The sequence below is a fragment of the Rhodospirillaceae bacterium genome, assembly GCA_028819475.1.
GTDB lineage: Bacteria > Pseudomonadota > Alphaproteobacteria > Bin65 > Bin65 > Bin65.
In genome coordinates this window covers 24,790-46,752 of sequence record JAPPLJ010000050.1, presented here as the reverse complement: position 1 = coordinate 46,752, position 21,963 = coordinate 24,790, and the positions used below count along the sequence as shown (strand labels likewise).

21 protein-coding genes are annotated in these 21,963 nt (G+C 66.5%); 7 read left to right on the top strand and 14 right to left on the bottom strand.

Annotated elements, in window-relative coordinates:
• Positions 1–189: 189 nt before the first annotated feature.
• Positions 190–759: a thioredoxin family protein gene (locus tag OXM58_14695; GenBank protein ID MDE0149618.1), complete on the bottom strand. Its 570-nt coding sequence runs from the start codon at positions 757–759 to the stop codon at positions 190–192.
• An 11-nt stretch (positions 760–770) separates the two neighbouring features.
• On the bottom strand, positions 771–1,442 hold the full coding sequence (locus tag OXM58_14690) for a thioredoxin family protein (protein MDE0149617.1): 672 nt from the start codon (positions 1,440–1,442) through the stop codon (positions 771–773).
• Positions 1,443–1,548: 106 nt separating this feature from the next.
• On the opposite strand from OXM58_14690, the gene OXM58_14685 reads away from it, so the two are divergent.
• Entirely contained in the window at positions 1,549–2,442 is an 894-nt protein-coding gene (locus OXM58_14685; protein MDE0149616.1) for an alpha/beta hydrolase, read from the top strand.
• Positions 2,439–3,164 carry a hypothetical protein gene (locus OXM58_14680; GenBank protein ID MDE0149615.1) on the top strand — a complete coding sequence of 242 codons (726 nt, stop codon included), beginning with the start codon at positions 2,439–2,441 and terminating at the stop codon, positions 3,162–3,164. The genes OXM58_14685 and OXM58_14680 overlap by 4 nt, the downstream gene beginning before the upstream one ends.
• 133 nt (positions 3,165–3,297) lie before the next feature.
• Here OXM58_14680 and OXM58_14675 read toward each other — a convergent pair whose 3' ends face one another.
• The 6 genes from OXM58_14675 to soxX form a co-directional block, all read right to left on the bottom strand.
• Positions 3,298–4,041, bottom strand: coding sequence for a cytochrome c biogenesis protein CcdA (locus OXM58_14675; GenBank protein ID MDE0149614.1), 744 nt, complete (start codon positions 4,039–4,041; stop codon positions 3,298–3,300).
• Positions 4,042–4,048: 7 nt separating this feature from the next.
• Complete coding sequence (soxB, locus tag OXM58_14670; protein MDE0149613.1) at positions 4,049–5,734, bottom strand: thiosulfohydrolase SoxB; 1,686 nt, start codon at positions 5,732–5,734, stop codon at positions 4,049–4,051.
• A 99-nt stretch (positions 5,735–5,833) separates the two neighbouring features.
• Complete coding sequence (gene soxA / locus OXM58_14665) at positions 5,834–6,676, bottom strand: sulfur oxidation c-type cytochrome SoxA (protein ID MDE0149612.1); 843 nt, start codon at positions 6,674–6,676, stop codon at positions 5,834–5,836.
• Between the two features lie 49 nt (positions 6,677–6,725).
• Positions 6,726–7,049: a thiosulfate oxidation carrier complex protein SoxZ gene (gene soxZ, locus OXM58_14660; protein MDE0149611.1), complete on the bottom strand. Its 324-nt coding sequence runs from the start codon at positions 7,047–7,049 to the stop codon at positions 6,726–6,728.
• A gap of 66 nt (positions 7,050–7,115) precedes the next feature.
• Positions 7,116–7,595 (bottom strand): thiosulfate oxidation carrier protein SoxY, encoded by a 480-nt coding sequence (gene soxY / locus OXM58_14655; GenBank protein MDE0149610.1) that lies wholly within the window; start codon positions 7,593–7,595, stop codon positions 7,116–7,118.
• A 57-nt stretch (positions 7,596–7,652) separates the two neighbouring features.
• On the bottom strand, positions 7,653–8,120 hold the full coding sequence (gene soxX / locus OXM58_14650; protein MDE0149609.1) for a sulfur oxidation c-type cytochrome SoxX: 468 nt from the start codon (positions 8,118–8,120) through the stop codon (positions 7,653–7,655).
• A 253-nt stretch (positions 8,121–8,373) separates the two neighbouring features.
• On the opposite strand from soxX, the gene OXM58_14645 reads away from it, so the two are divergent.
• Both OXM58_14645 and OXM58_14640 read left to right on the top strand, forming a co-directional pair.
• Positions 8,374–8,775 carry a transcriptional regulator gene (locus OXM58_14645; protein ID MDE0149608.1) on the top strand — a complete coding sequence of 134 codons (402 nt, stop codon included), beginning with the start codon at positions 8,374–8,376 and terminating at the stop codon, positions 8,773–8,775.
• Between the two features lie 50 nt (positions 8,776–8,825).
• Positions 8,826–9,320, top strand: coding sequence for a heme-binding protein (locus OXM58_14640; protein ID MDE0149607.1), 495 nt, complete (start codon positions 8,826–8,828; stop codon positions 9,318–9,320).
• A gap of 1,060 nt (positions 9,321–10,380) precedes the next feature.
• Here the strand turns inward: OXM58_14640 and OXM58_14635 are convergent.
• Both OXM58_14635 and OXM58_14630 read right to left on the bottom strand, forming a co-directional pair.
• Entirely contained in the window at positions 10,381–11,175 is a 795-nt protein-coding gene (locus tag OXM58_14635) for a hypothetical protein (GenBank protein MDE0149606.1), read from the bottom strand.
• Positions 11,176–11,237: 62 nt separating this feature from the next.
• Positions 11,238–11,774 carry a hypothetical protein gene (locus tag OXM58_14630; GenBank protein ID MDE0149605.1) on the bottom strand — a complete coding sequence of 179 codons (537 nt, stop codon included), beginning with the start codon at positions 11,772–11,774 and terminating at the stop codon, positions 11,238–11,240.
• Between the two features lie 185 nt (positions 11,775–11,959).
• On the opposite strand from OXM58_14630, the gene purB reads away from it, so the two are divergent.
• Positions 11,960–13,270 (top strand): adenylosuccinate lyase, encoded by a 1,311-nt coding sequence (gene purB / locus OXM58_14625; protein ID MDE0149604.1) that lies wholly within the window; start codon positions 11,960–11,962, stop codon positions 13,268–13,270.
• A gap of 31 nt (positions 13,271–13,301) precedes the next feature.
• On the opposite strand, the gene OXM58_14620 is transcribed toward purB, so the two are convergent.
• Both OXM58_14620 and OXM58_14615 read right to left on the bottom strand, forming a co-directional pair.
• Positions 13,302–13,715: a type II toxin-antitoxin system VapC family toxin gene (locus OXM58_14620; GenBank protein MDE0149603.1), complete on the bottom strand. Its 414-nt coding sequence runs from the start codon at positions 13,713–13,715 to the stop codon at positions 13,302–13,304.
• Positions 13,712–13,951, bottom strand: a complete 240-nt coding sequence (locus tag OXM58_14615; protein MDE0149602.1) for a type II toxin-antitoxin system Phd/YefM family antitoxin — start codon at positions 13,949–13,951, stop codon at positions 13,712–13,714. Before OXM58_14615 ends, OXM58_14620 begins: the two co-directional genes overlap by 4 nt.
• Positions 13,952–14,211: 260 nt before the next feature.
• Here OXM58_14615 and OXM58_14610 point away from each other — a divergent pair, with 260 nt between their 5' ends.
• Both OXM58_14610 and OXM58_14605 read left to right on the top strand, forming a co-directional pair.
• A complete protein-coding gene (locus OXM58_14610; GenBank protein ID MDE0149601.1) occupies positions 14,212–16,656 on the top strand; it encodes an FAD-dependent oxidoreductase in 2,445 nt (814 codons plus the stop codon).
• A gap of 647 nt (positions 16,657–17,303) precedes the next feature.
• The gene (locus OXM58_14605) at positions 17,304–18,878 is read left to right on the top strand and encodes a trimethylamine methyltransferase family protein (protein ID MDE0149600.1); all 1,575 of its coding nucleotides are present in this window, start codon (positions 17,304–17,306) and stop codon (positions 18,876–18,878) included.
• 116 nt (positions 18,879–18,994) lie between these two features.
• Here OXM58_14605 and OXM58_14600 read toward each other — a convergent pair whose 3' ends face one another.
• Both OXM58_14600 and OXM58_14595 read right to left on the bottom strand, forming a co-directional pair.
• Positions 18,995–21,049 (bottom strand): ASKHA domain-containing protein, encoded by a 2,055-nt coding sequence (locus OXM58_14600; GenBank protein MDE0149599.1) that lies wholly within the window; start codon positions 21,047–21,049, stop codon positions 18,995–18,997.
• A complete protein-coding gene (locus OXM58_14595; GenBank protein MDE0149598.1) occupies positions 21,042–21,941 on the bottom strand; it encodes a methyltetrahydrofolate cobalamin methyltransferase in 900 nt (299 codons plus the stop codon). The genes OXM58_14600 and OXM58_14595 overlap by 8 nt, the downstream gene beginning before the upstream one ends.
• Between the last annotated feature and the right edge of the window lie 22 nt (positions 21,942–21,963).

The following is a 21,963-nucleotide window of genomic DNA, read 5'->3' as shown; positions in this document are numbered from 1 at the left end:
ATCCGGGGGCCAGAGCCGCCCGGCACGGACGCTCGGGTCGACTCTGGTCCCCGGCTCTCCCTGTGGTCGGTCGGGGCGGCAAACGAGATGATCTCAATCGCCTGAGCGGCCGAAACGCCGTAGTACGGGAGGGATTCAAACCCTCCCTACAAATATTTCGGCAATCGACCGGAGATACCGGAGAACGATCTATCCCGACCGCTTCAGTGCCGCGCGCAGGTATTTCCGGAACGGGGTCTTCTCGTACGCCCTTTCGCGGACGTAGCGGAACATGATGAGGAACGGCGCCGGCTTCAGATAGCCCGGCATCCGGGCGATTTCGAGCGCCTTGCCGGTCTTGCCTTCGGTCGCCGCCACCGTCGCCGGCAGGAACTGGATCGTCGGCGTGAAGCGGACGCCGTAGCGGCGCGCCAGCTTCTTCTCCGACATTTCCGTGCCGTCGAAATCGGTCACCGGCCGGGCGCCCCAGATATCGAGCTGCAGGACGACGAAATTATCCAGGAGATACTTGCGGATCGCCGGATCGACGAAATTCACCTGGTGCAGTTCCTTGCAATAGGGGCAGCCCTTCTGCTCCCACAGGATGACCAGGCGCTTGCCGGCGTCGGCGGATTCCTGGAGGTCTTCCCGGAGGTCGAGGAAGCTCTGGAGGAACCAGTCCTGGTGATACAGGCCGTCGCCGCCGACCTTGACCTCGTCGGCCTTCGCGGCGGCGGCCAGCGCGAAGACGATCGCTACGGCCGTTGTCAGCGTGCGCATGACGTTCGCTCCTAGGATTGGGGCCGGGTCAGCTTGTCGAGGCGGAACGGGTCGCCGCCCTTGTCGTGGATGGCGCGGAACTTGGTCAGCAGATAGCGCTGGAAGCTGTCCTTCTTGTAGCCCTCTTCCCTGACGAATTCCATGTAGGTCAGGAAATGCGCCGGTTTCAGGTAGCCCGGCATGCGCGCGACCTCCGCCTCGCGGCCCGACTTGCCTTCGACCTCCGCAACCGTCGCCGGGAAGAAGTTGATCGTCGGCGTGAAGTTCACCCGCCAGCGCCGGGCCAGCGCCTTCTCTTCCATCGCCTTGCCGTCGAAATCCGTCGCCTCGCGCGAGCCCCACATATTGAGCTGCACGACCAGGAAATGCTTGCGGATATAGTCGTTGATCTCCGTCAGCGCGAGGTTGCGCGCATGCATCTCCCGGCAATAGGGGCAGCCCTTCTGCTCCCAGATCACCATGAGGCGTCTGCCGCCGGCGGCGGCCTCCGCCAGGTCTTCCTTCATGTCGAGGAAACCCTGGTGGAACCAGGGCTGGCTGTGGAGACCGTTTTCGTCCACGGTCGCACGGTAGCGGGGGACCCAGTCCGGATTACTCGCCCGTGCCGGGCCGGCGAATCCGCCTGCTCCGAGCGCCACGGCTGCCGCACCGCCGCCGATCAGGAACTGCCGCCGCTCGATCATCGCCCCAACTCCCCCTTTTGCGCGAATGTCGGAAGTCTATCATATTCGCAGGCGTGAATGTAATATCCGATGCGCCCGTACGACGAAGATAATGCCGAAGCGACAGATGAGAACGATTTTCCGCCCGATGCTGGCGTTGCTGGTGGTAGCGGCGGCGGCAACCCAGGCTGCCGCCGAGCCGGTCCGGCTGAAGGACGGCGATCGCATCCTGCTCGGCAACCTGACGGTTCCGGACGGCGCGGCGCTGGCGCAGGGCGCCGTTCTGATGGTTCACGGCAGCATGGCCCATCTGGGGCAGGAAACCATCGCGGGCGTCCAGAATGCGCTCGCCGACCGGCAGATCCCGTCGCTCGCAATCACCCTGTCGCTCGGCGAATCGGCGCGGACCGGCATGTTTCCGTGCGACCGGGTGCACCGGCACAAGCACAGCAACGCGGCGAGGGAGATCGGCCTGTGGCGCGATTGGCTGAACCGGCAGGGCGCAGGGAAAATCGCCCTGTTCGGTCATTCGCGGGGCGGCAACCAGATCGTCGCCTACGCGCGCACCGCTCCGCAGGGCGCGCTTGCCGCCGCGGTCGCGCTGGCGCCGGCAACCTGGAGCGCCGAACGGGCCGACGCTGGCTACCGGACGCGCCACAAGCGCGACCGGCTGGCCGACGTGAAAGCGGCAACCTCCAAGGGGGACGCACTGCTCAGGGACCATCCCTTCCTGTCCTGCCCGGGCGCGACAGTGGCGGCCAGCAGCTTCGTCGATTACCACCGCAACGATCCCGGCCGCGACACGCCCGCCCTGCTCGACGGCTATCGCGGCGCGCCGCTGCTCGTTCTGGCCGGGCGGGAGGACAAAGTGGTGCCCGACTTGATCGCGAAAATGGCAGCAGTGAAGAACCCGCGCGTCGCCTTCGCGGTCATCGACGATGCCGACCACATGTTTCTGGACTTCTTCGCCGAGGACGTCGCCGACCGGATGGCGGAATTTCTGGAGGACAGGTTCCAATGAGGGCGATGCTGATCCTGATAATCGGCCTGTCCTTCGCCGGGCCGACCGGTCCGGCGGCGGCCGGCACCCTGGAGGCCTTTCACGACAGGGTTGGCGCGGCGATGAAGCATGTGCGCCTTGCGCAATTCTACCTGCGCACCGGCAATCTGGCGGTCGCCGGAACCGAACTGGACGAGGCGACGGAAAAATGGGCCGCTTTAACCGCCGTGTTCGGTTCTAAGCCGCCCGGCAAACTGGCCGAAGACAGCGCCTTCAAGGCCGAGATCGAGGCCGTGGCCGGTGCGCTGGACGCGGCGCTCGACGCGGTGGACAGCGACGAACGCGATGCCGCGGCCGCGCAACTGAAACCGGTCGCCGGCCGTCTCGCTGCCCTGCGCAAGCGCAACGGCCTGTGGATTTACAGTGATTGCATCGCCGCCATGAACCGGGCGATGGACGGTGCCTGGGTCTACCGCCGGAAGCCGCCGGACTTTACCGACGCCGCCCAGGTCGCGGAACTGGACAGGCGTTTCGCCGTGCTGGCGCACTGGTACAAGCGCTGCTTCCGGGAGGCCGGGCCGCGCGAACGCGCTAACCCGGCGTTCGAACGGTTATTCCCCGGCAGCCTGGAAAGCATCGAGCGCCTGATCCGGGCGGCGAAGGACAAGAGCGCGCGCCGCGTCATCAACAATCTGCGCGAGCTGCGGTCCTTCGACCGACTGATCTGGCTTTATCTGGGATAGCGGGCGTCCCGCCCTTCGATACGCCGCCTGCGGCGGCTACTCAGGGTGAGGGAGAATGGGATTCAGGCTGAGAGAATTGCAAACAACTCCTCATCCCGAGTAGGCGCGCCAGCGCCGTATCGAGGGCCGCCCCCTACCCCGCCAGCTTGGCCAAGCCCGGAAACGCCTCCTGGATCCAGAAGCCGATCTCGTTCAGCGAGCCGGTGATGAACAGGATGCCGATGAGGATGAGGAGGGCGCCGAGCGCGCGCTCGACCCACGGAATAAAGCGGCGGAAGCGTTTCATGAAACGGAGGAACGCGCCGGCGAACAGCGCGGCGACCAGGAACGGCACGCCGATCCCGAGCGCGTAGACGCCGAGCAGAAAGCCGCCTTCCAGCGCCGTTTCCTTGCCCGCGGCCAGCATCAGGATGCCGGTGAGCACCGGGCCGACGCAGGGCGTCCAGCCGAACGCGAAGGCCAGACCGATGACATAGCCGCCGGCCGCGCCGGCCGGCTTGCGGTCGACCTGGAAGCGCGCCTCGCGGAACAGGAAGCCGATCCGGAAAACGCCGATGAAGTGCAGGCCAAGGACGATGATCAGGATGCCGGCGACGGTCGCCAGAATATCGATATTGTCGCCGACGAAGCGCCCGATGGCGGACGCCGCCAAGCCCATGGCGACGAACACGGTGGTAAATCCGAGGACGAAGAAGACGGCGGCGCGGAAAACCTTGAGCGCCTTGGCCCGGTCGGTCTGCCCTTCCACGTCGATCTGGTCGAGCGTGATGCCGCCGAGATAGGCGAGATAGGGCGGCACGATGGGCAGGATGCAGGGCGACAGGAAGGTCAGGATGCCGGCCAGCAGGACGCCCGGATAGCTGATGTCCTCCAGCACGGCCGGCTCAGGCGCCGCTGACGCGGATCTTGCCGCGCGCGGGCTGCGCGATGACCTTCTTGCGGCCGATATAGCCGGCGACGACATCCCAGATCGGCGGGCCCTCGGTATCCGGATTGACCGAGGCCCAGCCGGCCACCGTGTATTCCTTCGCCGGGTCGATCGGCGCGCCGTTGCGCATCAGCGTCATGTTGGAAATGCGGTGGCCGATCTTCTGGCCGACGTCGATGTCGTAGTTCAGCCCGCCGACGCGCACCATGTCCCCGCCCTGCTGATAGTAGGGATCGGGGTTGAAGATGTTGTCGGCGACGTCCTCCAGCACGGTCTTGAGGAACGCGCCGGTGAATTTGATCCGGTAGGCCGCCGGATAGGTGATCGCCGTCTGGTTGTAGACATCGTTCATGGAGATGTCCTGCCCAGGCAGCAGGGACGCGCCCCAGCGGAAGCCCGGCGACAGCGAAATCTCGGCATCCCGCTCTTCGAGCAGGGCGTTGCAGATCAGGTCGTCGAAGGTGCCGTTGAAGTTGCCGCGGCGGTAGAGCAGCGTGTCGGTCCGGCCGATCACCCTTTCCGTCACTGCCCGGTGCGGCGCGCGCAATCCGTCGAGCAGCGCCTTCATCGTCGGGTCCGGCGCGATGGCATCGCTGAACAGCGGGATCAGCCGGTAGCGGAAATCCGCGACCTTGCGGTTTTTCACCTCCAGATCGAGTCGCGACAGGAACTTGCCGTGGGAGCCGGAGGCGATGAGCAGCGTATCCCGGACCCGCACCGCTTCTGGTAGCGCATCGTGGGTGTGGCCGGTCAGGATGACGTCGATGCCGTCGACCCGCGAGGCCAGCTTGCGGTCGACGTCGAAGCCGTTGTGGCTCAGCAGAACGACCAGATCGGCTTTCTTCCGGGCCGCCGCCACGGCCTTCCGAATTTCCTTCTCGCGGATGCCGAACGACCAGGTTTCCATCAGGTGGCGCGGATTGGCAATCGGCGTGAAGGGGAAGGCCTGGCCGATGACGGCGACGGTAAGCCCGCCGCGCTCGAAATAGTGCGTGCTCTCGAAAACGCCCTCGTTCCATTCCGTGTCGCGGACATTGCCGGCCAGAAACGGAAACTTGAGTTCGTCCTCGACGATCTCGGTCACGCGGTCGGACCCGTAGGTGAATTCCCAGTGCGCCGTCATGACGTCGACGCCCAGCGCGTGCATGGCCGCGACCATGCTGCCGCCCCGGGACTTGAGCGCGATATAGTCGCCCTGCCAGGTATCCCCGCCGTCGAGCAGCAATGTCCGGCCCGGCCGCTCGGCGCGGACGGCGTTGACGGCGGTCGCCATGCGGTCGAGCCCGCCGAGCCGCCCGTAGGAGGCCGCCAGCCGGGCGAAATCGACGTTCGACAGGGCGTAGGCTTCGGCGCCGCCCGGCTTCAGCCCGTATTTCTTCAGCAGCGCCGCGCCCGTGATATGCGGCGGCAGCCCCTTGACCGCCCCGACCCCGAGATTGACCGACGGTTCGCGGAAATAGAGCGGCGAGAGCTGGGCGTGGATGTCGGTGAAATGGAGCAGCGTGACCTGCCCGACCGGCGCGAAGGCGAGCAGCGCATCCTGGGTCAGCTTCTGCTGCGCAGCCAGGCGGCCGAGGGCGCCCGAACCGGCCAGCAGGGCGGCCGCAGCGCCGGCCGTGGCGAAATCGCGGCGGCTGATCATGGGGCTGCCTCGCTCCGAACGGCCATGTCCGACCTCCTAAAAGGAAAGGGGCGGCCGGCCAACCGGCCCGGCCGCCCCTCAACGGCGTATGCCTGGCGCCTACTGGCGGACCGACGGCGTCTCGACCTTCAGGCCCAAACCGCGCCACGCCAGATACAACTCAAGATTGGTGTATTCCGGCGAGCCACGCTTGTAGGGAATGGCGCGGATATTGTTGTTGCAGCCGCGGAAGCGGCGGTGCAGCGAGCCCAGCTTCTGCCATTTCAGGCGGTAGGTCGGGAAGCCGTTGGAGTGGCCCTGGCTCAAGAAATCGGCGCGGATGTACTGGCCGAAATTCGCCTGATGGCAGTGCTTGCAGGCGAGATCGAACTGGCCGCGGCGCTCATGGTAGAAGTCTTTGCCGGCCTCGAAGAACGGCCGCGCCGGCCCGTCGATCGAAACGTTGACCGGCATGCCGCGCGACTGCAGGCCGATATAGGCCGCCATGCCCAGCATCTTGTCGGATTCCCACTTCCACGTCTTGGCCTTCATGTAATTCTTGCGGCAGTGGTTCACCTGGTGCTGGACCGCTATCATCTTCTTGTCCCTGGCGGAATAGACCGGATAGCGGGCCGAAACGCCCTTCATGCTCTTCTCGGCAGTTTCGTGACAGCTCGCGCAGGCCTTGCCGGCCTTGCCGTCGACTTTGGTCCATTCGATTTCGGCTGTTTCCACCCACAGGAAGGCCGGATTTTCGAAATCGTCGTCCTGCAACGCCCGGGTCTTCGGGGTCCGGAACCAGTAGCCGGAGACCAGATAATCGAGCGGGCTGCCCTCCGGCGGCTTGACGTGGTTTTCCTTCCGCTCCCACAGCTCAAGCGGTTTGTCGTCGGCCGCGGCGCCGGACACGACACCGATGACGAACGCCGCGAGGGCGGCTGCAGCGATCGATTTTCGCAACATGTAGGGTTCCTGCCTGTTGTCGTTGGCGGGCGGGATTCCGGAGGCGCCGTCAGGCGACCGTGAATTTCGCCGATTTGGTGAAGGTCTTGCCGCCGTCTTCCGTCCAGACGAAGTCGATCTTCCCGCTCTCCTCCGGGCTGATCGCGAACGAAATATACGGATTGGAGGAGACCGCCGGATGCAGGGCGGCCTTGAACACGGTCTTGCCGTCGATCTTCGCTTCGAAGCTGTTGATGATCTTGCGCGGGATCAGCTTGCCGGTCTTCTTGTTGCGGCGCACGCCGGTTTCCATCTTGTGCGCGATCAGCGTCTTGACGGTTACCGTGTCGCCCTTCTTGATCTTGCGCGGAACGCGCACGCGGGGTCGTGACATGGTTCGATATCCTCTATGTCCCGATGTCTGTCCTGAAGGTGTCGGTCCTGCCGGTTCGAAGGGCGGTCAGCCGCCGCAGCCGCCGATCGTCACCTTCACCAGGCGTTGGCCCATATAGACCTTGCCGTCGGCCATCTCGGCGAGGGCGATGATGTTCTGGGTCTTGGCCATGCGCATGCGGAATGCGCCGCGGGCCGCGCCGCTTCGCTCCGAGAACCAGAAGTTCGCGACTTCGGGGCGCGGATTGCCCTCGGCGAAGATGTGCACGGCCTTGACCAGGTCGCCGCCGGCCATCTTGCTCTCGACCTCGAAGCCGATCGGCACGGTGTTGCCGTTCTCGGCGATTTCCGGACCGTCGATCGACACCCTGCCCTCGATCGGCTTGCGGTCGCCGATCGCCTTCTTGATCGCCTCCGCGGTCAGCGCCTTGTCGGCCAGCGCAATGCCCGGCGTGAACTGGGCGGCGGCGAAGGCCGCGCCGCCGGCGCCGGCGGCGATCAGGAAACTGCGGCGATGGACGCCGCCGGATACGTCTGTCTGTGACATGGCTCCTGTCCTGTTACGTTGCTGGGCCGGTGCGCGGCGGTCGGCCGGCGCGGCCGGCTAGTCCTTTTCCTCGTCCTTGAGCGTCAGGAGGTAGGCGACGATATCCTCAACCTGCTGGGCGCTCAGCATCGTCGTGCCGACGAACGCCTTGCGCACCCGGTGAAATCCGTCTGCCTTGTAGAAGGCCGGCATCATCGTGTCTTCGTTGATGATCTTGGGATCGACGATAAGCATCCGGAGCTGCCCGGCCTCGTAGCGCGACGCGACGCCGACCAGGGACGGCCCGACCTCCCCCATATAGGGCTGGTCGACCGGCATGACATGGCAGGCGATGCAATGGCCGAGCCGGCCGGCGATCGCCCATTTCTTGCCTTTTTCCGGATCGCCCGGCTTGCCGGTCAGCGATTCGGGGATGCTGTCTTCGTCGACGATCTTGTATTTGACGACTGGCGCCTTGCCCTGGCCAACGGCCTGCTGCGCGGCGAACGGGGCTGCCGCAATCGCGGCTGCGAAAAGGGTTGCCAAAACAAGTCGACCGACCTTCAAATCTCTGTCCTCCTGACCGCGACCGGCTGCCGGCTTTCACCGGCAAGCCGATGGTCCAATGGCGGGCCCGGATGTGCCGAAAAACGGCGCGATTCCGGTGTTGGCCCCGCCGGCGTTGCGGTATCATATTCAAACTTTCTAATTTAACAAGCGCGAATCGAAACCGCCGGTTCGCCGGCCGCGCCGGTCCGCAAACGCCCTGAAAATCAAAGGGGAAATTCAAAGGGTTCCGATGCCGAATATCCGCTTCCTGCTCCTTGTCGCAGCGGTCGCCGCGGGCCTCCTTGCCGCCACGCCGGGGCAGGCGCGCGCGGCAGAATTGCTGATGTTCGAATCGCAGACCTGCGAGTGGTGCGAGCGCTGGCACGAGGAGATCGGCCCCGCTTATGGCAAGACGCGCTTCGGCCGCGCCGCGCCGCTGCGCCGGATCGATATCGACCGCACGGTCCCGGCGGCCTACCGCGCGGTCCGCGGCATCGCCTACACGCCGACCTTCGTGCTGTGGCACCGGGGCCGGGAGATCGGCCGGCTGGTCGGCTATCCGGGCGAGGACTTCTTCTGGCCGCTGCTGGAGCGGCTGCTCGACAAGCTGCCGGCGGCGCAGGCCGATCCGGCGGGCCGCACGAAAGGATGACCATGTTCATGCTGAAAAACGGTATCGCCCGAAAAAACGGAATCGCAAGGATGGCCGCCGCCGCTGTGCTATCCCTGACGCTCATATCCGCAACCTCTGCCGGCGCGGAGGAAAAGCCGCTGGCGACTTTCAAGGTGATGACACCGAAGACGGCGCTCGCGCTGGCCCAGGCGACCCTCGAAGCCTGCCGCAAGGGCGGCTATCAGGTCGCGGTCGTGGTCACGGACCGGTTCGGCGGCGTCCAGGTGGCGCTGCGCGACCGGCTGGCCGGCGCCCATACCGTCGAGACCGCGCGGCGCAAGGCCTGGTCGGCCGTGTCGTTCCGCACCGATACCTGGGAGATGTACGGACTGATCAAGGACGGCACGGTCAATCCCGGCGTGCGCCAGATCGGCCAGGCGCTGTTCGTCGGCGGCGGCGTCCGGGTCACGGCGGCGGGCTCGATCGTCGGCGGCGTCGGCGTGTCCGGCGCGCCCGGCGGCAAACTCGATCACGACTGCGCCGTCGAGGGCATCGAGGCGATACAGGACATTCTCGAATTCTAGCTGCCCCGCGGCCGGTGACGCTGATCGCCGAGGCGAAGAAGGTGCCGTCGGGCGTCGTGCGCCTGATGGAACTGCAGGAGCAGGGCTGGAGCTATATCCGGCCGTAGCGTCCGGAACGCATTTCGGGATTCCCGGCCCGGCCGATGCGGAAAGGCTCCGGCGGTATCTGCCGCTGGCGCCTCCGCCGGCCGGGCGGTGGCGTTTCTTCAGGCCGTCAGGGCGCGAATATTACAAAATCTTGATAGTATTTTGGTCGCACCACAAAATCTTGTTGACAAATTTTCCTGTTGTCGATAAACAGGCGACGCACAGGTGCGATAGACGCGGACATTCCCTGGCACAGCAAACCCGGCTGCACTCCGGTGCGGCCGGGTTTTGTTTTGGCCCGATGGCGGTATGGGCGGCGGCAATCGCGCGGGCCGAAGTCGCGGGCGCCTGGGCACGATTTCCGGGCCCCAAACGCAAAGAAGGCGCCAGGTGCTTCGACGCGGACGTCCCAGCATGGCTCCGAAGAGCCCCCTGACACCTTCTCTGCGGGCCTGCCCCGAAGGGCTTCCCACATGGTCCCGACCCGAAGGCCTTGACCGCGGGCTCGCCCTTGCGGGCCGCCCTGCCGGTCCGCGTTCCCGAAGGTCCGCTTCCCGGCCGCCGGCTCGCCCGAAGGCTCCCCGGCTCCCGACCTCGACGACCGAAGCCGCCTGGCCGTTCCGCCTTCGATCCTTTCCCCGAAGGGTCCGGCTCTCCGGCTCGCGCGTCTTCCGCCCGAAGGCTTCCGACGCCCCGCGACCTGCTTCCTTGCGGTTGCCCATCGCGTGACTGGATACTGCTTCGCTCCCCGCCGTCTGGCAACAAAAAATTGTGCCGGATCTTCGAAATTTCGGTGGATAACCAAAGAGTTAGCGGACAAATGCCGGCAATTTTTTCCACAATTCGACGCGGCTGCCGCGCATTTCCGCGGATTCGGGTTGTGGATAAAGTTATCCCCAAGAAATTTGCATCGGGACGAAAACAGCGGCGGCGCGCGCGCCGGGCAGCCGGCCCGCAAGGCCCATCCGGCCCGTCACACGCCGGTCCGGTTCACGAGGGCGCGCGCGTAGAGAGGATGGCGCAGGCTCCGCACTTCGTGTTCGAGATCGAACAGCGTTTCCGCCGCGTCCAGTTCGACGATCTCGGCGAAGCGATACTGGCTGGGATTGTCCTCGGCGGTGACCAGGCCGCGTTCGGCGAGGATGCGGTACGGGCCGGAGAAGTCGGCGACGTAAACCGCGACATGGTGCCCGTCATAGGCGGCCGCCGGCGCGCCGCTTTCCCGAAACACGAAACGCTGGCCCGGCCCCACCGTAACGCGCGCGCAGCCGTCGCGGGCCCCGGCGGGCGCGCCCATCACCGAGCGGTAAAATTCGGCGATGCCCGCCGCCGTCCCTTCGGCAACCGGCATTTCGAGATAGGGGATGCCCAGCGGCCCGCCATGACCGCCGCCCGCCCCGTGCGCCCGGAGACGGTTGCCCCACGGGCAGGTCAGCGCGACGTGGCCGCTCTCGCGGCGCCACGAGAAGTGCGTGCCGCCGAGCCGCGGCGCGACACTGCGCAGCCGGGCCTCGAGCGCGTCCAGGTCCGGCAGCACGAGGCCGATCGTCCCCCGGAAACGCTGCGGTTGGCCTTTCGGCAGATGGAACTGCTGGCGGCCGGCGTTGATCCACATATTGTTGCTGCCGACCGTCATATGCGGGTCGCGGGTCAGCCCCAGTCCGGCGACGTAGAAATCCGTCGCCGTCTCCTGGTCCGGGATCGTCAGGTTGACATGCTCGAAGAAAACGATGTTGCCGACGTCCTGGGACGCGGGATCGAAGCGCATTTGCGGCTCCTCGCTGGCGCGCGCCGCCCGTGCCGTTCAGGGCCGGCCGCTGCGGCAGGCCCCTACGGCACGGCGGCGATCCGGCTGAAATCCGTCGACACGATATGGGCGAACAGGGTCGCCAGGTCGGCCGTGCCGAAGAACAGCACCGAATAGCGGTCCGCGACGAACGTGGCGGCGGTGTATTCGCCCTGGATCTTCACGATTGCAAACCGCTGGCCGGCAATCTCCCGGAATTCGCCCTTTCTCGCCCGGACCACGTCGGGATCCATGAAGGTCGCCTTGCGCTTCTTCAGCGACTCCGGCGTTTCGCTGCGCACCACGATCGCAATGATCGGCTTGCCCTCGGCATCCTGATAGACCCGCTGGACCTGAACCTGTCCGGTTTCGGAATTGTTTTCGATCCGCTCGCGCGCGGTCTGGCCCTCCAGGGGCTTCGGCAACGCCCCGGCCAGCCTGTCGCCGCGGGCCGGCGCCGCCTCCTGTCCGGACCCGGATTGCGCCTGGGACGTCGATTGCGTCTCTGCGGCAGCGACCGCGCCGACGACGAGGGCGGCGGCGGCGAGATGCAGGAGCAGCAGGCGGACCCGGCGGTGCATGCGGTTTTCCCGGAAACGGTGGATGCGGGGAACGTTCTGCGGCGGTATAGCATCGCCCCCGAAGCGGCGCCACTGCTGCACAAGCATCGGGCGGACGGCACATCGGGCGCGCGGCGACCCGTCTGCTGGCGGCGGCCGGCCTTCCGGTGTAGCAGCGGTTGCCAGCCTCCGACAGGAGCCCGTTCATGATCCCCCGCTACACCCGCCCAGAGATGGCTGCCGTCTGGGAACCGGCCAACCGCTTCCGCATCTGGTTCGAGATCGAAGCCCACGCCGGCGACGCGCTGGAGGAACTCGGCGCGATACCCGCGGGCACGGCGGCGGCCGTGTGGCGCAAGGGCGACAGGCCCTACACGGCAGAGCGCATCGCCCGCATCGACGCCATCGAGGCCGAGGTCAAGCACGACGTCATCGCCTTCCTGACCGAGCTGGCCGAGCAGGTCGGCCCCGAAGCCCGCTTCGTCCATCAGGGCCTGACATCATCGGACGTGCTGGATACCGCCTTCGCCGTCCAGCTCTGCCGGGCAAGCGACCTGCTGCTGGCCGGTCTGGACGACCTTCTCGCCGCCCTCAGGCGCCGGGCCGAAGAGCACAAATACACCCTCACGATGGGCCGGAGCCACGGCATCCATGCCGAGCCCACCACCTTCGGCGTCAAGCTGGCCGGCCACCATGCCGAGTTCGCCCGCTGCAAGGCGCGGCTGGAGGCGGCGCGGGCCGAGATCGCGACCTGCGCCATCTCCGGCGCCGTCGGCACCTTCGCCACCGTCGATCCCCGGGTCGAAGCCCATGTCGCGGAAAAGCTCGGCCTGACGCCCGAGCCGATCTCGACCCAGATCGTCCCGCGCGACCGCCATGCCATGTATTTCGCCACTCTCGGCGTCGTCGCCGGCGCGATCGAGCGGCTGGCGGTCGAGATCCGCCATCTTCAGCGTACCGAAGTGCGCGAGGCGGAAGAGTTCTTCTCCGAGGGCCAGAAAGGGTCTTCGGCCATGCCTCATAAGCGCAACCCGGTGCTGACCGAAAACCTCACCGGCCAGGCCCGGCTGATCCGCGGCATGGTCCTGCCCGCGCTCGAAAACGCCGCCCTGTGGCACGAGCGCGACATCTCCCACAGTTCGGTCGAGCGGCAGATCGCCCCGGACGCCACGGTGGCGCTCGACTTTTCCCTCGCCCGGCTGACCGGCGTCGTCGAAAAACTGGTCGTCTACCCGGAGCGCATGCAGGCCAACGTCGACGCCCTCGGCGGCCTGCACAATTCCCAGCGCGTACTGCTCGCGCTCACCCAGGCCGGCATGAGCCGGGAAGACGCCTACCGCGCCGTCCAGCGCAACGCCATGACGGTCTGGCAGGAGGGCGGCGATTTCGCCGCTTCGCTCAAGGCCGATGCGGAAATCGCGGCGCATCTGGACGCTGCTGCCATCGACGCCGTGTTCGATTCAGCATTCTTCACGAGCCAGGTCGAGACAATCTTCAAGCGCGTGTTCGGCGCTTGAGTCCGCCGCTGGCGCTCGTGCCGTCGGTGCTCTATGCCGCGGCGTCCATCGCCCGGACATGACCGGCCGCCGCATAGGAGAGAATGGCTCGGTCCGCCGTGACCAGGGGCGCATCGAAGTAGCGCGCGGTCGAGACGATAAAGCGGTCGGCCGGATCGGCGTTAAAGCCGCCCGATAAGCGCATACTGTCGATCGCGATCGCGGGTTCGATGGGCGCCAGGAAGATGCCCGGCAATGCCAGCGCATTGTCGATCCATGACCGGACCTCGCGCCCGAGCCGGAGCCGGCCCTTCTCCACCAGCATGGCGATTTCCCACGGCGTGATCGCCGAAACCGCGGCGCGATCCGTCTGTATGGACTCTTCGATTGCCGCGCGCGCGGTCTCGCCGAGACGCCGGTCGCCGCCAACGGCCCAGATCAGGACGTGCGTGTCCAGAACGATCACCGGTTGGCGTCCCAATCGTCCGGATCGGCCGCGGGCAGGAACGGGTCGTCGTAGCCCAGCACCGACCCCTGCATGGCGCCGATGATCGAATCGGTTCCGTCCGCCGGTACATACGGCGACAGCACCGCCAGCGGCCGGCCGTGTTTGGTGATTGTCACCGGCTCCCGGTCCTCGCACATCTGCCCGATCACGCGGAGGCACTTGGCCTTGAATTCGGCGGCAGCGATCATTTTCATGGTCAGCCCCATCTTATAGATATGTACTTTTTTTATGTACATTAATTCAGCAAAGAAGTCTAACCTGATCGAATTGGAGAAAATTGCGCCCCCTTCCCTCCCGGCCGCTTTCCGCTGCCGCGGGTCGCGCCCCGATCACGCCGAATTTAGCGTGAATTTCCGCCCGTCCGGCATAGTATCCCGCGCCTCTACCGGCCGGCGCGCAACGACCGGACCGGGCGGCGGTTTCGACGGGCAGCGGAGACAGGGAGGCCCTGCGGATGAAGAACCAGGCGCGCGTCGTCGTGATCGGCGGCGGGGTGGTCGGCGTTTCGACCCTCTATCATCTGGCCAAAAAAGGCTGGACCGACGTGATGCTGGTCGAGCGCACCGAGCTGACCGCCGGCTCGACATGGCACGCCGCCGGCCTGCTGCCGCTGTTCAACATGAGCTATTCGGTCGGCCAGCTGCACCAGTATTCGGTCAACCTGTACAAGACGCTGGAGGCGGAGACCGGCCAGGACGTCAGCTTCCACGTCAACGGCAACCTGCGCCTCGCCACCAACCGCGACCGCATGGACGAATACCGCCTCTACCAGTGCACGGCGGAGACCATCGGCGTCGAATGCGAGATTATCGACGTCGAACGGATCAGGGAGCTCTGGCCGCTGATCAACGCCGAAGGGCTGGTCGGCGCCCTGTGGCACCCGACGGACGGCCACATCGCGCCGGTCGACGTCACGATGGCGCTCGCCAGGGGCGCGCGCAACCGCGGCGCCGAAATCCACCAGCATACCACCGTCACCGGCATCGAACGCGACAACCGCGAGTGGATCGTGAAGACCGACAAGGGCGACATCCGCTGCGAGCATGTCGTGAGCGCGACCGGCAACTATGCGCGCACCACGGCCCGGATGGTCGGCCTGGAGATCCCCGCGATCCCGGTCCAGCACCAGTATATCGTCACCGATGTCGATCCCGTGCTGCAGGAGTACAGGGAAGCCGGCAACGCGGAACTCGCCGTGCTCCGGGAATCCGACGCTTCCTACTATCTGCGCGAGGAGCGCATGGGCTGGATCCTCGGCCCCTACGAGCGCCACGCGCCGGCCTGCTTCGTCGACGGCGTGCCGGAGAGCTTCGAGAAGGACCTGTTCCCCGGCGAGCTCGACCGGCTCGTGCCCCATGTCGAGGCCGCCATGAACCGGGTGCCGAGCTTCGAGAATGCCGGCATCAAGGACATCGTCAACGGCCCGATCGCCTACACGCCGGACGGCAACCCGATGGTCGGCCCGGCTTTCGGCCTGGAGAATTTCTGGCTCTCCGAGGGCCACAGCTTCGGCATCACCGCGGCCGGCGGCGCCGGCTGGCAGCTCGCCGAGTGGATCGTCGACGGCGAGCCAACTGTCGACATGATCGGCGTCGATCCCCGGCGCTTCGGCGTCGTCTCGAAGAACTTCGCCAAGATCAAGAACGAAGAAGCGTACGAGCACGTCTTCATCAACCACTATCCGATGGAGGAGCGCCTGCTCGGCCGGCCGGCCAAGGCGCCGCCCTGCTACGAGCGGCTCGACCGGGCCGGCGCCGTCTGGGGCGCGCGCTTCGGCTGGGAGCGGCCGAACTGGTTTGCGCCGGCCGGCGTCGAGCGGAAGGACGACTACTCCTACCGCCGCTCCAACTGGTTCGCGCATGTCGGCGACGAGGTCCGCACCATGCGCGAGCGGGTCGGGCTGATGGAGTTGTCGAGTTTCGCGAAATACCTGGTCGAGGGCCCCGGCGCCCGCGCCTGGCTCGACGGCATGGTGGCCAACAACGTGCCGCGGAAGGTGTCGCGCATGACGCTGGCCCACGCGCTCAACCCGTCCGGCTCGGTGCGCAGCGAATTCACCATCCTGCGCCTGCCCGACGGCCTGTACGGCGAGCGCTTCTACCTGGTCGGCCCCGGCGCGGCCCACGACATGGACTGGGACATCCTGACCCGCCGCGTACCGCGCGACGGCTCGGTCTTCCTGCAGGACCTGACGACGCAATACGGTGTCTTGGTGCTCGCCGGCCCGCAGGCCCGCAATGTGCTGGAGAAGCTGGCCGACGCCGACGTCTCGAACGAAGCCTTCCCGTGGCTCACCGGCCGGGACATCCCGGTCGGCTACTGCCCGGCCGTGCGCGCGCTCCGGGTCAACTTCGTCGGCTCGCTCGGCTGGGAACTGCACCACCCGATCGAGTACCAGATCCACCTCTACGACGCGCTCATGGCGGCCGGCGCCGAATTCGACATCGGCCCGGTCGGCATGCGCGCGATGGATTCGATGCGGCTGGAGAAGAGCTACCGGCTGTTCGGCACCGACCTGAACGCCGAGAACAGCATCCTGGAGGCCGGGCTGGACCGCTTCGTGCGCTTCGACAAGAATGCCGATTTCACCGGCCGCGCCGCCCTGCTGGCGCAGAAGGAACAGGGCGTGCCGAACGCCTACCGCACCATCGAGATCGATGCCGACGATGCCGATCCGTTCGGCAACGAGCCGGTCTATATCGACGGCGAGGTCGCCGGCCGCGGCACTGCCGGCGGCTACGGCCACCATGTCGGCAAGAGCCTGCTGCTCGGCTATGTGCGCAGCGACGTAGCGGAGATCGGCCGGGCGTGCGAAGTCCGCGTGCTCGACCAGCGCCGCCCGGCCCGGATCGTCGCCGAAAGCCCCTACGACCCGGACAACGCCGCGCTGCGCTCATAGGCGCAATTTCCTTGAAATATAGGTTTTCATGCCCTATATTTTTGCCGCAGCGAGCGACCCGGGATATTGTGGAAAAGAGTGGCCGTGTGGGGGTTCATGACAAAACATGACATATCCTGACATCCTCAATCCTGCGAATTATGTCCTTCCCCCTCTTCGAAGGAGGAAGTGGCCGAGCGCAGCGAGGTCGATGGGGGTGCCGTCGCGGTCCGGCATGGACCGCCTCGCGGCGGCGCGCGCCACCCCCACCTGCCCTCCCCCTCTGAAGAGGGGGAGGTATAGCGGGCGATTCGCCGGTCCCGACTTACAATTCCTGACATATCCTGACATCCGGGCGCCGGGCGCCAGCGCGCCGCCGCCGGAAGAATGTCCAGGCCGCGAAGGGGCGCATGACAAATCATGACGTATCCTGACATCCGCGAATGCCTTGCTCACTGCCTCACACCCTATCCGTCATCCCGACCGACCGAAGGGAGTGGAGGGATCTCGGCTCGATCCGAAAAGGAGGCGCCAGATTCCGGCGAAGAGCTTCCTCCACTCCGCGTCCTTGCGGCCGCTCCGGTCGGAATGACGGGCGCAGTTGGAGGAAATTTCCGGCGAATCATGACATTTCCTGACATCCCCGCGCAGGGTGCGGAGGCCCGGCCATGAGCGAAGAACGCGGCCGAAAGCGCGGCGAAGGCCGTGCGGGCCGGCGCGCGGGTCGTGCTGGCGGCGGCCGGGAAAGCCGGCGCGCGGCGCGGACGGCCGGTCCGGTCGAGCAGCTTGGCGCGATTCTGCGCAGAATCCCCAAGGTCGAGCTGCTGTCGGCCGAAGGATTAGAACTCATCGAGCATAATGCCGACACGATCCTGGAAGAGGTCGGCATCGAGTTTCACGACGATCAGGAATGCCTCGACATGTTCCGGGACGCCGGCGCGGATGTCCGCGAAACGCGGGTCCGGTTCCCGCGCGGCCTCGCCCGGCAGCTTTGCTCGACCGCGCCGGCGCAATACACCCAGCATGCCCGCAACCCGGAGCGCTCGGTTGAGATCGGCGGCGGCCATACGGTATTCGCGCCGGTCTACGGCCCGCCCTTCGTGCGCGACCTGGACGGCGGGCGGCGCTATGGCACGATCGAGGATTTCCGCAATTTCGTGAAGCTGGCTTACCTGTCGCCGGCGCTGCATCATTCCGGCGGGACGGTGTGCGAGCCGGTCGACGTGCCGATCAACAAGCGGCACCTCGACATGGTCTACGCCCATATGCGCTGGTCGGACAAACCCTTCATGGGCTCGGTGACCCATCCGGAGCGCGCCGCCGATACCGTCGCCATGGCGAAAATCCTGTTCGGCGATGATTTCGTCGACGAGAACTGCGTCTGCACCAGCCTGATCAATGCCAACTCGCCGATGGTGTTCGACGCCACCATGCTGGGCGCGCTGAAAGCCTACGCGAAAGCCGGCCAGGCAACGGTGGTCAGCCCCTTCATCCTGTCCGGCGCCATGGCGCCCGTGACCGTGGCCGGCGTGATGGCCCAGACGCTGGCCGAGGCGATGGCCGGCATCGCCGTGACCCAGCTGTGCCGGCCGGGAACGCCGGTCGTGTTCGGCAGCTTCTCCAGCTCGATCTCGATGCAGTCCGGTGCGCCGACCTTCGGCACCCCGGAACCGGCCCTCGCCCTGTTCGGCCTGGCCGCGCTGGCCCGCCGGCTGAACCTGCCCTTCCGCAACGGCGGCTCGCTCTGTGCCTCGAAACTGCCGGACGCCCAGGCGGCTTACGAGAGCGCCAATACATTGATGCCGACGGTCCTCGCCGGGGTGAATTTCGTGCTCCACGCCGCGGGCTGGCTGGAGGGCGGGCTGGCGTCGAGCTATGAGAAGCTGATCATGGACGCCGACCAGCTTGCCATGCACCAGGTAATGGCCGGCGGCTACGACCTGTCGGAAAACGGCCAGGCGCTCAGTGCGGTGCGCGAGGTCGGGCCGGGCAGCCACTATCTCGGCTGCCAGCACACCCAGGACAATTTCGAGACCGCCTTCTGGCGCTCCGCCGTCGCGGACAACAACAGCTTCGAGCAATGGCAGAGCGATGGCTCGAAGGACATCGTCATGCGCGCCAACGAACGCTGGAAGGCCATGCTGGCGAGCTACGAGGCGCCGCCGCTCGACCCGGCGATCGACGAGGCGCTCAACGCATTCATCGCGAAGAAGAAGGAAAGCCTGCCCGACGGGATCGGCTGATGGCGCACCTTCAAGGCATCCGTCCGCACGCAGAAATTTTCACAAAAAAGATTAATTTAATTTTTTAATACATTGTAATAAAATACTTAATTGCGCTACGCGCTACGCGCTACGCGCTACCGGCGCCGGCGGCCCCGGCGGCGCCCGCCGCTTTCCGCCACGGCACCGCCGTCGTCGGCCAGGCGCGCGGGCAGGGTTACCTGCCGGGAGAGGTGCGGATAGTCGGCGGTCGCGTGGGGGAGCGCCATCGCGTCGACGAAATGGCGCTGGAATTCGGGTTCGACGGCGGTCTCGACCTTTTCGATGCCGCGCACGACCCGCTCGATCTCGTCGCGCGCCGCTTGGTCGAGCAGCGCGATCGTGGCCCCGGTGCCGGCGGCGTTGCCGGCCGAGGTCACCTTGTCCAGGGCGCAGTCCGGGATCATGCCCAGGATCATGGCGTATTTCGGCTCGATATGGGTGCCGAAGGCGCCGGCCAGCACAATCCGGTCCGGCGCGGCGATCCGCAGCCGGTCCATCAGCAGCCGGGCGCCGGCATAGAGCGCCGCCTTGGCAAGCTGGATCGCCCGCACGTCGACCTGGTAGATGCGGATGTCGCGCTCGCCGGCCCTGTACAGGCGGTAGCTGAAGGTCCGGTCCTCGGCCTGCAGCCGGTCGGTCCGTCCTCCCAGGCCGCCGTCGATCGTTCCGTCCGGCCGGATCAGGCCGGCGAGATACATTTCGGCCAGCGCCTCGATGATGCCGGAACCGCAGATGCCGGTGACGCCGGTATCGCCCGTCGCCGCATCGAAGCCGGGCTCGTCGGACCACAGGTCGCAACCGATCACCCTGACCCGCGCTTCCAGGGTTTCGGGATCGATGCGGACCCGCTCGATGGCGCCGGGGGCGGCGCGCTGGCCGCAGACGATCTGAGCGCCCTCGAAGGCCGGCCCGGTCGGCGAGGACGCGGCCAGAATGCGCTCCCTGTTGCCCAGGACGATTTCGGCATTGGTGCCGACATCGACGATCAGCACGGTATCGTCGGAAAGATAGGGTGTTTCGGAGAGAATCACGCCGGCGGCGTCGGCGCCGACATGGCCGGCGATGCAGGGCAGAAAATAGACCCGCGCATCCGGATTGACCGCCAGGCCGATTTCGGACGCCCAGAGCGTCTGCGCCCGATTAGTCGCCAGCGCAAAGGGCGCACCGCCCAGTTCGACTGGATCGATGCCGAGCAGCAGGTGATGCATGATTGGGTTGCCGACGAAGGTCGCGTTGAGGATGTCGTCGGCCGCAATCCCCGCCTCCGCAGCCGCATCGGCGACCAGCCGGTTCACCGCCTCGCGAACGGCCTCGGTCAATTCGATGTCGCCGCCTGGGTTCATCATGGCGTAGGAGACCCGGCTCATCAGGTCTTCGCCGAAGCGGATTTGCGGGTTCATGACACCGACCGAGGCGACGACCTCTCCGGTCGAAAGGTCGGCGAGATGAGCAGCGACGGTCGTCGAGCCGACATCGTAGGCCAGGCCGTAGGCCTTGCCCCGAAACCCCGGCCAAATGGCGATGATCCGCTCCTTGCGGTGAATCGCGACGGTTGCCTTCCAGTCGCCTTCGCGCAGGCTTTTCTGCAGCTTTTGCAGGATCCGTACGTCGCTCTCGAGCTCGCCGAGGCCCCACTGTTCCCGCAGCGCCGTCGCCAGCCGCTCGAAATCGCCGGTCGGGTGGTGCATGTCTGGCTTCTCGACTTCGACATAGTGCAGCCGGACGGCCGGGTTGACGGTGATGTCGCGAACTTCGGCGCGTTTGCGGACGACCTGCTTGTGGACCTGGCTGTCCGGAGGCACATCGATCACCAGGTCGCCCTGGACGGTCGCGTGGCAGCCGAGGCGCCGCTCCTCGGCCAGCCCGCGCCGGTCCTTGTAGCGCTGTTCGTTGGCGCTGAAGGCGCTCAGATGGCCGGCCGCGCTTTCGAGCCCGAACTTGGCGAAGCGGCCGGTGCTGATAGTGATCTGGCAGCGCCCGCAGATGCCTCGGCCGCCGCACACGGAATCGAGGTCTACGCCGAGATCGCGCGCCGCCTGCAGCAGGTTGGTGCCGACCGGAAACGTGCCGCGCCTGCCCGACGGCGTGAAGACGATCTTGGCCTCCGCCTCGACCGCCTCGTCCTTTACGCCGGTCAGCGCTTCAGGCACGGCGGCGGCGGCGCCCTTCCCGGCCGCGGCGGCTTTCGCTCTCGGCGGCGGGATCGCGGAACTTCTTCAGCCAGCGCCGGCAGTCGGGATCGTTGCCGTTCATCACATCGGCCGCCATCACGGCATCGACCTCGTGGGAATGCAAGGGATTCATGATCGCCGAGGTCATGCCCGAACAGGCCGCCATGCCGAGGAAGGCCGCGTTGAGCCCGGGCCGGTTCGGCAGTCCGAAGCCGATGTTGGATGCGCCGCAGGTGCTGTTGACGCCCAGCTCGTCGCGCAGCCGGTTCAGGATGTAGAAGACCTGCCGGCCCGCCTGGTTGATCGCGCCGATCGGCATGACCAGCGGATCGACGACGATGTCCTCCTTGGGGATGCCGTAGTCGGCGGCCCGATGGACGATCTTCCTGGCGACTTCGAAGCGGACGTCCGGGTCTTCAGAAATGCCCGATTCGTCGTTGGAGATCGCCACCACGGCGCAGCCATATTTCTTCACCAGCGGAAGGACGACCTCCAACCGCTCTTCCTCGCCGGTTACCGAATTGAGCAGCGGCTTGCCCTGATAGACCGACAGCCCCGCCTCCAGCGCCGCGACGATGGACGAGTCGATCGACAGCGGGACATCGACCAGCGATTGCACCAGCTTGATGCAATCGGCCAGGATTTTCGGCTCGTCCGCCAGCGGCACGCCGGCGTTGACATCCAGCATGTGCGCCCCGGCCTCGACCTGGGCGACGGCGTCGGCCTCGACCCGGCTGTAGTCGCCGCGGCGCAGGTCCTCCATCAGAAGCTTGCGCCCCGTGGGGTTGATGCGCTCGCCGATGATGCAGAAAGGCCGGTCGAAACCGATCACGACCTCCCGGGTCGCGGAACTGACAACGGTTCGGCTCATGTCGGGCTGGCTCTCAGGTTCG